This window comes from Roseovarius halotolerans (assembly GCF_900172255.1).
Taxonomy (GTDB): domain Bacteria; phylum Pseudomonadota; class Alphaproteobacteria; order Rhodobacterales; family Rhodobacteraceae; genus Roseovarius; species Roseovarius halotolerans.
This window is the reverse complement of sequence record NZ_FWFU01000003.1, coordinates 585,228-597,513: the sequence shown is the minus strand read 5'-3', so window position 1 is coordinate 597,513 and position 12,286 is coordinate 585,228. Positions and strand designations below refer to the sequence as shown.

At 65.4% G+C, this 12,286-nt stretch carries 10 protein-coding genes; 2 read left to right on the top strand and 8 right to left on the bottom strand.

Features of this window, described 5'->3' with window-relative positions; translation table 11 throughout:
- Positions 1-63: 63 nt before the first annotated feature.
- The gene (locus ROH8110_RS14050) at positions 64-1,092 is read right to left on the bottom strand and encodes a M48 family metalloprotease (RefSeq protein ID WP_085818343.1); all 1,029 of its coding nucleotides are present in this window, start codon (positions 1,090-1,092) and stop codon (positions 64-66) included.
- 90 nt (positions 1,093-1,182) lie between these two features.
- Entirely contained in the window at positions 1,183-2,811 is a 1,629-nt protein-coding gene (locus ROH8110_RS14045; protein ID WP_085818342.1) for an AMP-binding protein, read from the bottom strand.
- 136 nt (positions 2,812-2,947) lie between these two features.
- Between ROH8110_RS14045 and ROH8110_RS14040 the strand changes: the two genes are divergently transcribed.
- The gene (locus ROH8110_RS14040; protein WP_085818341.1) at positions 2,948-3,604 is read left to right on the top strand and encodes a sulfotransferase family 2 domain-containing protein; all 657 of its coding nucleotides are present in this window, start codon (positions 2,948-2,950) and stop codon (positions 3,602-3,604) included.
- Positions 3,605-3,857: 253 nt separating this feature from the next.
- On the top strand, positions 3,858-4,454 hold the full coding sequence (locus ROH8110_RS14035; RefSeq protein WP_170156511.1) for a Hint domain-containing protein: 597 nt from the start codon (positions 3,858-3,860) through the stop codon (positions 4,452-4,454).
- Positions 4,455-4,683: 229 nt separating this feature from the next.
- Here the strand turns inward: ROH8110_RS14035 and ROH8110_RS14030 are convergent, their stop codons facing one another.
- From ROH8110_RS14030 to ROH8110_RS14005, 6 genes are all read right to left on the bottom strand, one after another.
- Entirely contained in the window at positions 4,684-6,882 is a 2,199-nt protein-coding gene (locus tag ROH8110_RS14030; RefSeq protein WP_085818339.1) for a 3-hydroxyacyl-CoA dehydrogenase NAD-binding domain-containing protein, read from the bottom strand.
- 25 nt (positions 6,883-6,907) lie between these two features.
- Positions 6,908-8,119 carry an acetyl-CoA C-acetyltransferase gene (locus ROH8110_RS14025; protein ID WP_085818338.1) on the bottom strand — a complete coding sequence of 404 codons (1,212 nt, stop codon included), beginning with the start codon at positions 8,117-8,119 and terminating at the stop codon, positions 6,908-6,910.
- 14 nt (positions 8,120-8,133) lie between these two features.
- The gene (locus ROH8110_RS14020) at positions 8,134-8,769 is read right to left on the bottom strand and encodes a glutathione S-transferase family protein (RefSeq protein WP_085818337.1); all 636 of its coding nucleotides are present in this window, start codon (positions 8,767-8,769) and stop codon (positions 8,134-8,136) included.
- A gap of 297 nt (positions 8,770-9,066) precedes the next feature.
- Complete coding sequence (locus ROH8110_RS14015; RefSeq protein ID WP_085818336.1) at positions 9,067-10,206, bottom strand: acyl-CoA dehydrogenase family protein; 1,140 nt, start codon at positions 10,204-10,206, stop codon at positions 9,067-9,069.
- Positions 10,207-10,219: 13 nt separating this feature from the next.
- The gene (locus tag ROH8110_RS14010) at positions 10,220-10,432 is read right to left on the bottom strand and encodes a hypothetical protein (protein WP_085818335.1); all 213 of its coding nucleotides are present in this window, start codon (positions 10,430-10,432) and stop codon (positions 10,220-10,222) included.
- A gap of 52 nt (positions 10,433-10,484) precedes the next feature.
- Positions 10,485-12,278 carry an acyl-CoA dehydrogenase C-terminal domain-containing protein gene (locus ROH8110_RS14005; protein ID WP_085818334.1) on the bottom strand — a complete coding sequence of 598 codons (1,794 nt, stop codon included), beginning with the start codon at positions 12,276-12,278 and terminating at the stop codon, positions 10,485-10,487.
- Positions 12,279-12,286: the final 8 nt, after the last annotated feature.

Below are 12,286 nucleotides of genomic sequence, written 5' to 3'. Positions count from 1 at the left end.
AGTGATACTTGCCCGGCGCGGCGATGAAAACGGCAAATGCCCCATGCGTCGCGGCAGGGCGGCTCAGCCGCCGCAGATACCTTGCAGGCGCAGCCAGTCGGCGTCGCTCAGGAGGGGCGCGGGGGCTTCGCTGGCGAAGGGGTCGGCTTCGATCAGGGGCAGGGTGGATTCGCCGGTGATGTCCACCGCATAGGCATAGGGGGTCGAGCGCACGCCCCAGGCCGCGAAGCCCTTGAGCAGGGTGTCATCGCTCAGGGCCGGGCGCGGGCGTGTCAGCAGTGCGCGGGCGTAGTCGGCCAGCACCTCTGCGTCGATCTCGCCGGTGGTCAACAGGCGCAGCGTCACCCAGAGCCCGGCATGATCCAGAAGGTCCGCCAGCGGGCTGTGCAGCTCGGCGCGCAGGCGTTCGGCGACGATATAGCCTGCCACCACATCGGGTTCATCGTAATCCTCGACCAGCTCGCGGTGAATGAGGATCGTGCCTCCCGGCAGGCTGACGGTACTGCGGGCGCCGTCGCGCATGACTTCAAGTGCGCCGGTGCCGCCGCCCGGCGCAGGCAGGCGGCGGGCCAGCCGGCTTAATGCCGCGCGCCCTTCATTGGCGCGGCAGGCGGAACCGGCGATGCGCTGCACCTGGGTCATCAGCTGGCTGCCGATCTCGGCGCGCCGGACATCGGGTACCACCGAAAGCGCATGGTCGCGCGCCGCGCCGGGCAGCCAGAACAGCAGCAGCGCGGCCACCGACAAAGCCGAAAGCGACGCCATCACCAGCCTCAGGCGGCCCGGATGCGGGCGGCGGCGCTCGACCGCGGCGCGCAGCTTTTCGATGGCGGCGATCATGTCTTCTTCGCCCGCGTCCAGTTCCAGCGTCTCGCCGGGGTCGCCATCGGGATGATAGATCGCAGGCCTGCGGCCCGGATTGGCGCGGCTGATCGCCGCCAGCGACCAATGCGCCAGCGGGTTTTCCCGCAGGTCGGTGATCACGAGGGTCGCATCGCCGATCGACACGATCACGTCGCTGCGCTGATCCTCGGGGGATGCGCGCCACAGGCCCGACGCTTCGAGCCTCTGGTATTCGCTGAGTGCGGTCATCGGGTTGCGCGGGCCTGCTCTGCCTCGTTCGGCGCGACGATAGCATGCAGCGACACGGCGCGGCAATCGCCTTGCGCGCGCGGGCGGCGCTCAGAGAGTCCGGGCAATGCCGCGCAGCTCGAATTTCTGGATCTTGCCGGTCGAGGTCTTGGGAAGCTCCTGGAATTCCACATGCTTGGGGGTCTTGAACCCGGCCAGCCTTTCGCGCGCAAAGGCGATCAGCTCGTCCTTCCCGGCGGTCGCGCCGTCCTTCAGCTCGACAAAGGCGCAGGGCACCTCGCCCCAGGTCGGATGGGGCATCGCCACCACCGCGCAAAGAAGCACGGCGGGATGCATCATCAGCACGCCCTCGATCTCGACCGAGCTGATATTCTCGCCGCCCGAAATGATGATGTCCTTGGCGCGGTCGGCGATCTGAAGATAGCCGTCGGGATGCTGCACGGCGATGTCGCCGGAATGGAAATAGCCGCCGCGAAAGGCCTCGCGCGTGGCGCGCGGGTTCTTGAGATACCCTTTCATCACCGAATTGCCGCGGATCATGATCTCGCCCTGGCTGCTGCCATCCATCGGGATCTGGGTCATGGTCTCGGGGTCCATCGCGGTGATGTCCTCCATCATCGGCATCAGGACCCCGGTGCGCGCCTTGATCGCATAGCGGTTTTCGTCGTCCAGATCATCCCAGCGGGTCTGCCAGACGCATTCGGTGACATGACCATAGGTTTCGGTCAGCCCGTAGACCTGCGTCACCTTGAAGCCCAGCGGCTCGATCGCGCGCAGCGTGGCGGCGGGGGGCGGCGCGCCGGCGGTATAGACATCGACGACGTGATCGAGGTCGCGCCGCTCCTCGTCGCGCGCATTCACGATGGTGTTGAGCACGATCGGCGCCGCCCCGAAATGGGTGACGCCCGCATCGGCGATGGCGTCATAGATGGCGCGCGCGGTGATGTCGCGGCAACAGACCACGGTGCCGCCCAGCATCGGCATCATCCAGGTGTGGTTCCAGTTGTTGCAGTGAAACAGCGGCACGATCACCAGGTAACGCGCGTGGCGCGGCATCGGCCAGCTGACGGCGGTGCCCATCGTCATCAGGTAGGCGCCGCGATGGTGACAGACCACGCCCTTGGGCCGCCCCGTGGTGCCCGACGTATAGTTGAGCGCAAGGCTTTCCCATTCGTCCTGGGGCATGATCCATTCAAAATCGGGATCGCCCGAGGCCAGCAGCTCTTCGTATTCGGTATAGTGGCCGTGCGCATGGACCCCGGCCTCGTCATCGGCCACCTCGATCAGGATCGGCGGCTCGTTCTCCATCTCCTCGAAGGCCTCGGCCGCGACCGGCACGAATTGCGGATCCGCCAGCAGCACCTTGGCGCCGCCGTGATCGAGAATATAGGCGATGGTCCCGGCCTCGAGCCTCGTGTTGATCGCGTTGAGAACGCCGCCGCAGGCGGGCACGCCGAAATGCGCCTCGGCATGGGCGGGCAGGTTGGGCAGCAGGGTCGAGACCACATCGCCGGGCGCGACCCCCAGCTTGGCCAGCGCCGAGGCCAGCCGCGTGCAGCGTTCGTGATATTCGCTGTAATTGCGCCGGATGCCGCGATAGACGACCGCCTCGTGATCTGGAAACAGCTGCGCCGCGCGGCGCAGATGCGACAGCGGTGTCAGCGGCACGAAATTGGCGCTGTTGCGCTCAAGCCCGGTTTCATCTGCCATCCAGCCCATTATGGTCCTCCCCCTTGTTGAAATCCGCCCTCCCGGCGGGACGCGATAGTGCGCAGGTGTCGCGCAAATGAAAAGAGTGTTGCGCGGCAAACTTAGCCTCTTTTGCCCCTGCGCGCGCTGTTCTAGCGTCTGGTGCATGATCATCTCGTCCGGGCGCAGCTATATCTTCGTGCATATTCCCAAGACCGGCGGCACCTCGATGGCGCTGGCGCTGGAGGGGCGGGCGATGAAGGACGACATCCTGATCGGGGACACGCCCAAGGCGCAAAAGCGCCGCAAACGACTGGCGGGCGCGGCCAGCGCCGGGCGGCTCTGGAAGCATTCGACCCTTGCCGATATCGACGGACTGGTGCCACCGGCCCAGATCGCGTCGGCCTTCACCTTCACGCTGGTGCGCAACCCCTGGGACCGGATGGTCAGCTATTACCACTGGCTGCGCGAACAGGGCTTTGATCACCCCGCCGTCGCCCTGGCGAAATCCCGCGATTTCAGTGGCTTCCTCAACGATCCTCAGACAGCGAGCGCGTTTCGCGCATCCCCCTATGGCAGCTATATGCGCGCCGCCGACGGGCAGGAATATTGCCGCGCCTATATCCGGCTCGAACATCTTGAAGAGGACAGCGCCCCGCTTTGGGCGCATCTGGGATTCCGCCTGGAACTGGAGGTCGCGAATCGCTCGTCGCGACCACGCGATTTCCGCGCGTCCTACAGCGACCGCGACGCCGAAACCCTCGCCGCGATCTGCCGAGAGGACATCGCGCGATTCGGCTACGGATTCGGCGCGCCGCGATAATGCGTCTGCGCACGGCCAATTAACCGCCGATTTACATCTCTGGCGACATCACGACAACAATGCCCAGATTTCGCCACTTTCCCGACCAAACAGGGGCAAGAGAATCATGGCACATGGCCTCAACCCTGAGGATTGGCCGGATGCACCGGCCGACAGAAAGGATAGGAATGTTGGCATGGTTGTCTGCGCGCCCTGGGGGGCCCAACGCATGGCTGAATATGGCGGATCCTATGACGGCGGAGCAACAGGTGTCATGACCGGACTGGTTGAAGGCACCCGTATCGCGACGGCAATGGGCTGGCGCCCTGTCGAGGCGATCACGATGGGCGACAAGGTCCTGACTTTCGATGCCGGTCTCCAGCGCGTGACGGAGGTGCTGCGCGATCCGCTCTGGAGCGGCGACAGCGCCTGTCCGCGCCGGTTCTGGCCGCTCGAAGTGCCGCGTGGCGCGCTGGGCAACCGAGCGGTGATCCGGGTGTTGCCCGATCAGGCGATGCTGCTGGAAAGCGACGCCGCCGAGATGCTTTACGGCGATCCCTTCGCATTGTTGCCGGGCGAGGTGCTGGAAGGCATCCGCGGCATTGCGCGCGTGCCCCCCGAACGCGACCAAAAGGTCGTGGTGCTGCATTTCGCCGAGGATCAGGTGGTGTTCGACGAGAGCGGTGCGCTGTTCTTTGCGCCCTCGTCGCGCGATCTTCTGGACCGGGCGATGCAGGACGACGAAGGCCCGCTCTATACGGTGCTGCCGCTTGACGATGCGCGCGCTCTGGCCGCGCAGATCGAGATCGAGCTGTCGACCGACAGCGTTCCGGGGCCACGGGACATGCGCGCGGCTGTGTCGTCCTTCTGAAGCGGCGAACGTGATGCGCGATCCCTGCGGTCCGGGTCAGCGGCCATGCGCGGCCAGCCAGCCGCGCATGCAGGCGATTTCCTGATCCAGCGCGGCGATCACCGCCTCGGCCAGCTTAGGCCGGTTTCGCGCGCATGGCCTGTCACAAAGCGGTCTTTCGAGGCGCCGGAACGCAAAAACGCGGCCCCGCAAAGGGGGCCGCGCCTGTTGCTCTTGCATGTGCCGGCCGTCAGGCGGCGGCTTCGGTGTCCGGGGCGAAGCGACGATAGAAGCTCTGGTTGCGCTCGGCCATCTCGCGCAGCAGGGCAGGGCAGGCAAAGCGCTCGCCATGTGCCGCTTCCAGCTGGTCGCAGCGTTCGGCGGCATAGGGCGTGCCGATGATATCGAGCCAGCTGAACGGCCCGCCCGACCAGGGTGCGAACCCCCAGCCCAGGATCGCGCCGACATCGCCCTCGCGGATGTCTTCCAGCACGCCTTCCTCCAGCGCGCGGACCGCTTCCAGCACCTGTGCGAACATCAGGCGATGCTGCACCTCGGTCAGGTCGGGCTGTTCATCCGCGGGCGGGAACCGTTCGGCCAGGCCGCTCCAGTAGCCCTGCCGCTTGCCCTTGTCGTCATAGTCGAAGAAACCCGCATTGGCCTTGCGGCCCAGCCGCCCTTCGCCTTCCATCCAGAAGATCACCTCGTCGACCGCCCCGTCGGGATAGGCATCGCCCATCGCCGCCTTCGTGGCGCGCGCGATCTTGGCGCCAAGGTCGATAGAGGTTTCGTCCACCAGTTGCAGCGGCCCCACCGGGAAACCCAGCTGGCGCGCCGCATTGTCGATCAGCGCGGGCGTGACCCCTTCGGCGACCATGCGGATGCCCTCGTTGATATAGGGAATGATGCAGCGGTTGGCATAGAAGAACCGCGCATCATTGACCACGATCGGCGTCTTGCGGATCTGGCGCACGTAGTCCAGCGCCTTGGCGACGGCGCGCGCGCCGGTCTTCTTGCCCTTGATGATCTCGACCAGGTGCATCTTTTCGACCGGCGAAAAGAAGTGAATGCCGATGAAGCTCTCGGGGCTGTCCGATGCCTTGGCCAGCTCTGAAATCGGCAGGGTCGAGGTATTGGTGGCAAAGATGCAGTCGGGGCCGACGACCTCAAGCACCTTGCCGGTCACTTCGGCCTTGACGCCGGGGTCCTCGAACACCGCCTCGACCACCAGATCGCAGCCCTCGAGCGCGGCATAATCCGTGGTCGCGGTGATACGGTCCAGCAGCGCGGCTTTCGTGTCCTCGGTCGCCTTGCCGCGCTTGATGCCCTTGTCCATGTAGTCGGCGCTGTAGGCCTTGCCCTTGTCGGCGGCCTCCTGCTTCTGGTCGATCAGGACCACCTCGATACCGGCCTGGGCCGATACGAGCGCGATGCCCGCGCCCATCATGCCGGCCCCCATCACGCCCATCTTCTTCACCTTCTGGTCGGGTGCGTCGGGCCGGTTGGCGCCCTTTTCCAGCGCCTCCTTGTTGATGAAGAGCGAGCGGATCATCGCGCTGGACGAGGGGTTCATCAGCACGTTGGTGAACCAGCGCGCCTCGATCTTGAGGGCGGTGTCAAAGGGCACCAGCGCGCCTTCATAGACCGCGCTCAGCAGAGCCTTGGCGGCAGGGAAGGCGCCCTGGGTCTTGCCGTTGACCATCGCGCTCGCGCCGACGAAGGTCATGAACCCGGCGGGGTGATAGGGCTCGCCGCCGGGCATCTTGTATCCCTTCTCGTCCCAGGGCTTGACGATCGCGGGCTCCGAAAGAACCCATTCGCGGGCTTTGTCCAGCAGCTCGCCTGCGGGCACGACCTCGTCGACCACCCCGGCGGTCTTGGCCTTTTTCGGATCGTTCAGCTTGCCCTCCAGCAGCAGCGGCGCCGCCGCCATTGCCCCCAGCTTGCGCACCAGCCGCGTCGTGCCGCCCGCGCCGGGAAAGATGCCGACCATGATCTCGGGCAGGCCGATCTTGGCCTTGGGGTTGTCGGCGGCAAAGATCCGGTGGCAGGCCAGCGGGATTTCCAGCCCGATCCCCAGCGCCGTGCCGGGCAGGGCAGCCGCGATCGGCTTGCCGCCCTTGTTCTTGTCGTCCATGCCGCCGCGCTCGATCTTGCGCAGGATGGCATGCATGCCCATCACGCCCTCGAACAGGCCGCGCGCGGGTTCGTCGCCCGCATCGTCGCGCATCCTTGCGATGACATTGAGGTCCATGCCCCCGGCAAAGCTGCCCTCCTTGCCGCTGGTGATGACGACGCCCTTGACGCCATCATCGGCCAGCGCGTCGTCGATCAGCGCCTCGAGGTCCAGGAATCCCTGCTCGTTCATCACGTTCATCGACTTGCCAGCCGTGTCCCAGGTGATCACGGCGACGCCATCGGCGCCTTTTTCCATCGTGAAATCGGTCATTGTCCTAATCTCCCTTCGCCGCGGCTCAAACCCGCTCGATGATCGTGGCCGCGCCCATGCCGGACGCGATGCAAAGCGTGGCAAGCCCGACTTCCTTGTCGCTGCGCTCCAACTCGTCGAGCAGCGTGCCGATGATGATCGCGCCGGTGGCGCCCAGCGGGTGGCCCATGGCGATCGCGCCGCCATTGACGTTGACCCGGCCGGGATCGACATCGAAGGCCTGCATGAAGCGCAGCACGACCGCAGCGAAGGCCTCGTTGACCTCGAAGAGGTCGATATCGCCGATCTTCATGCCGCTGTCCTTCAGCGCCTTTTCGGTGGCTGGCACGGGGCCGGTCAGCATGATCGTGGGATCGGTGCCGATCTTGGTGGTCTGGCGGATGCGGGCGCGCGGGGTGAGGCCCCATTTCTCGCCGAATGCCTTCGAGCCCACCAGCACGGCGGCGGCCCCGTCCACGATGCCCGAGCTGTTGCCCGCGTGGTGGATATGGTTGATCGCCTCGAGGTGCGGGTATTTCAGCTTCGCCACCGCGTCGAAACCCGGCATGACCTCGCCCATGTCCTTGAAGCTGGGCTTGAGCGCGCCCAGGCTCTGCATGTCGGTGCCAGGGCGCATGTATTCGTCCCGGTCAAGAATGCTCAGACCGTTCTGGTCCTTCACCCCGACGATGGATTTCGCAAAGCGGTTGTCGGCCCAGGCGGCGGCGGCCCGGTTCTGGCTTTCCACCGCCAGCGCGTCGGCCTCGTCGCGGCTGAAACCGAACTCGGTCGCGATGATGTCGGCGCTGATGCCCTGGGGCACGAAATAGCTCTCCATCGCCACGCTGGGATCGACGGCGATCGCAGCGCCATCGCTGCCCATCGCGACGCGGCCCATCATCTCGACGCCGCCCGCGATATAGCCATCGCCCGCGCCGCCCATGACCTGGTTGGCGGCCAGGTTGACCGCCTCCATGCCCGAGGCGCAAAAGCGGTTGATCGCAAGGCCGGGGATGCTCTCGTCCAGCTCCGAGGCCAGAACCGCGGTGCGCGCAAGGCAACCGCCCTGTTCCTTCACCTGCGTGACATTGCCCCAGATCACGTCCTCGACGGCATGGCCGTCAAGCCCGTTGCGCGCCTTGACGGCGTTCAGCACATCCGCCGAAAGGCGCACGCTGGTGACCTCGTGCAGCGCGCCATCCTTGCGGCCCTTGCCGCGCGGGGTGCGCACGGCGTCATAGATATAGGCGTCAGACATCGTCGTCTCCTCTCTCAGGCCCGGTCCGCGGGGGATCCGGGCATCAGCTCATAAGGGTGTTTCCAGCCGGGCAGGCGCTCGATATTCGCCAGCCAGCGGTCGATCTCGGGCCAGGCCGCGCGCTCGAAACCGAACGGCTCGGGGTAGAACAGGTAGCCACAACAGGACAGGTCGGCATTGGTGACGCCCTCGCCGACGATCCAGTCGCGCCCCGCGAGATGGGCATCAAGCGTGGCATAGGCGGATTTCAGACGCCCCTGCATGAAGGGGATCACCCCTTCGGGGCGCTTCTCCTCGGGCAGGAAATTCATCAGGAACCGGGTCATCCCGGCCTGGCTCGACATCTTGTGATTGTCCCAGAACATCCAGCGCATCACCTCGCGCGCCTCTTCAGGTGTCCCGCCACCGAAACGCCCCGTCTTTTCCGTGACATAGATCTGCATGACCCCCGATTGCGTCAAGGTCACGTCGCCGTCGCGCAGCACCGGCACCTCGCCCATCGGGTTGATCTCGCGAAACGCTTCGCCGCGGGTCTCGCCATTGAAGAAATCCACATGGACCGGGGTCCAGTCCATCCCCGACAATTCCAGTGCCAGCGCCGCCTTGTAGGCATTGCCGCTTTCGCCAAAACAAAAAAGTTCGATGGTCATCGCGATCCTCCTGCGCTGTGCGCGTCCTGTCTGTCGCTCATGAGTATTTCCGGCAAGATGAAGCCGGGGCGGGTTTACCTGAAATTAACCTCGATACGCTTTCCTTGCTGGTGCGGAACAGGCTGGAGAGCCGATGACCGTGCAAGGTGAAGCCCCGCTCCGGTGCCTGATGCCAGCCGGCCCGCGCATCGGAGGGGGTGGACCTTTCCGCTTCATCTTGCCCGAAATACTCCACGGGGGTCCGGGGGTGTGAAACCCCCGGCGCTGCGCCCGAAACACACGCTTCCGCCCGGCCCATCAAAGCCCCCTCGCAATCAGTTCCTTCATGATCTCGTTGGTGCCGCCATAGATGCGCTGCACCCGCGCGTCCGCCCACATCTGGGCGATGTCGTATTCGGCCATGTAGCCATAGCCGCCATGAAGCTGCAGGCAGGCATCGAGCACCTCGCCCTGGGTATCGGTCAGCCAGTATTTCGCCATCGCGGCGGTCTCGACGCTCAGTTCGCCCCGAATATGCGCGGCGATGCAGTCATCGAGGAAAGCGCGCGCGACGCGGGTCTTGGTCTGGCATTCGGCCAGCTGGAAACGGGTGTTCTGAAACTGCGTCAGCGGCCCGCCAAAGGCTTCGCGCTCCTTGCAATAGGCGATGGTGCGCGCCACGGCGCCTTCCATCGCGCCCTGCGCGCCGCAGGCGATGACCAGCCGCTCCTGGGGCAGCTGGTTCATCATCTGGGCAAAGCCCAGCCCTTCCTCGCCGCCAAGGATATTCTCGGGTGCGATCGCCACCTCATCGAAGAACAGCTCGGATGTATCCGCCGCGTGGCAGCCGACCTTTTCAAGGTTGCGCCCGCGCTTGAACCCCTCGGCCCCTTCGGTTTCCACCACCATCAGCGAGATGCCGCGCGCGCCCGCATCCGGGTCGGTCTTGGCGGCGACGACGATCAGCCCGGCGTGCTGGCCATTTGTGATGAAGGTCTTCTGCCCCGACAGCCGCCACCCATTGCCGTCACGCACCGCGCGGGTCTTGATGCCCTGCACGTCCGATCCGGTGCCCGGCTCGGTCATCGCCAGAGCGCCCACAAGGTCGCCCGAGACCATCTTCGGCAGCCAGCGTTTCTTCTGATCCTCGCTGCCATAGGCGAGGATGTAATGCGCCACGATCCCGGAATGGATCGGGTTGCCCCAGCTGGCCAGGTTGGCGCGCGACTGTTCGATGCAGATCACCGCCTCATGGCCGAAATCGCCGCCCGCGCCGCCATATTCCTCAGGGATCGAGGGGCAGAGCAGGCCCAGCTCGCCCGCCTGTTGCCAGGTCTCGCGATCCATCTCGCCCTGTTCGTTCCAGCGCGCGAAATGGGGGGCCCATTCCTCGGTGATGAATTTCCCGGTCATCTCGGCAAGCATCCGGTGCTCGTCCGTCATCCATTGCGATGTCATTGGAACGCTCCGCTCATGTCTTGCGCGCCTCGAGGTCTGAATTGAACAGCCGCAGCCGGTGGGTGAGGTTGTCGCTGTCGGTTACACTGTCGAAGTTCTCGAAGAGAAAGGACAGCGCCTCGCCCTCGTCGAGGCCCGCCTCCTGCGCGAAGCGGCGCAGGCGGCGATAGCCGTCCTCGGTCATCGCCGCGTTGAAACGGCGGGTCAGGCGAAAGCGTTTGGGCATCCTCTCTCCTCCTCCTTCGTCGTCCTCTTTGCCGTCTTCGGGCTGGCCCTCCTCAGCCCGCGCTGGCGAATTGCTCGGGCGTGAGCGCCATCACCGTATCGGCGCCGGTCTCGATGCGCGCCAGATGCGTCGCGGTCATCGGAAGGTGGCGCGCCATGTAGTGACGCCCGGTGGCGATCTTGGCCTCGAGGAAGGCGCTGTCGCCATTCCCCGCCGCCAGCGCGCCCTGTGCGGCCTTCGCCATGCGCGCCCACATCAGCCCCAGGCAGACATGCCCGAAAAGATGCATGAAATCATAGCTCCCGGACAGGGCGTTGTTGGGGTTCTTCATGCCGTTCTGCATGAAATACATGCCCGCCGCCTGAAGATCCTTGCTGGCGGCCTTGAGGGGGTCGAGGAACTGCGCGTCGAAATCCGCATCGGTGCCCGCATTGTCCTTGATATAGGCCTTGATCATGTCGAAGAACGCCATGATCGCCTTGCCGCCATTCTGCGCCAGCTTGCGCCCCACCAGATCCAGCGACTGGATGCCGTTGGTGCCCTCGTAGATCATGGTGATGCGGGCATCGCGCACGAACTGCTCCAGCCCCCATTCGCGGGTAAAGCCCGAGCCGCCCAGCGTCTGCTGCGCCAGCACCGTGGTCTCGAACCCCTTGTCGGTCAGGAAGCCCTTGATGACAGGGGTCAGCAGCGAAACCATCTGCTCGGCCTCTTCGTCGCCCTTGCGGTGGCTCGCGTCGATCAGCGAGGCCCCCCAGAAGGTGAAGGCGCGCGCGCCCTCCACGAAGGCCTTCTGATCCATCAGGTTGCGGCGCACATCGGGATGCACGATGATCGGGTCGGCGGGCTTGTCGGGCGCCTGCGTGCCGGTCACGTCGCGCCCCTGCAGGCGCTCCAGCGCAAAGCCGAGTGCGTTCTGATAGGCGACCTCGCCCTGGGCATAGCCCTGAAGGCCGACGCCGAGCCGGGCTTCGTTCATCATGGTGAACATCGCGCGCATGCCCTTGTGCGGTTCGCCGACAAGAAAGCCGGTCGCGCCGTCATAATTCATGACGCATGTGGCATTGCCGTGAATGCCCATCTTTTCCTCGAGCCCGCCACAGCTCAGCGCGTTGCGCGCGCCAAGGCTGCCATCCTCGTTGACCAGGAACTTGGGCACGATGAACAGCGAGATGCCTTTCACGCCCTCGGGTGCGTCGGGCAGCTTGGCCAGCACCAGGTGGATGATGTTCTCGCACATGTCGTGCTCGCCTGCCGAGATCCAGATCTTCTGGCCGCTGATCTTGTAGCTGCCGTCATCCTGCGGTTCCGCCTTGGTGCGGATCAGCCCCAGATCGGTGCCGCAATGGGGCTCGGTCAGGTTCATGGTGCCGCCCCATTCGCAGCTGACCATCTTGGGCAGATACATCTGTTTCTGCGCGTCGCTGCCATGGGCATGGATGGCGTTATAGGCGCCATGCGTCAGGCCCTGATACATGTTGAACGCCATGTTCGCCGCCGAGAACATCTCGCCCACGGCGCTCGAGATCAGGTAGGGCAGGCCCTGCCCGCCATAGTCGGGGTCGCAATCAAGCGCCGTCCAGCCGCCGTCGCGCACCTGGTCGAACGCTGCCTGAAACCCCTCGGGCACGCGCACCACGCCGTTTTCCAGCGTGCAGCCCTGCCGGTCGCCCACGGCATTGAGCGGCGCCAGCACATCGGCGGCGATCTTGCCGGCCTCTTCCAGAACCGCGCTGGTGAAATCGCGGTCGAGCTCGTCATATCCGGGAATGTCGGATTGCGAGACTTCGAGAACATCGTGCAACACGAACTGCATGTCCTTGGTGGGCGGGGTATAGCTGGGCATGGTCAATC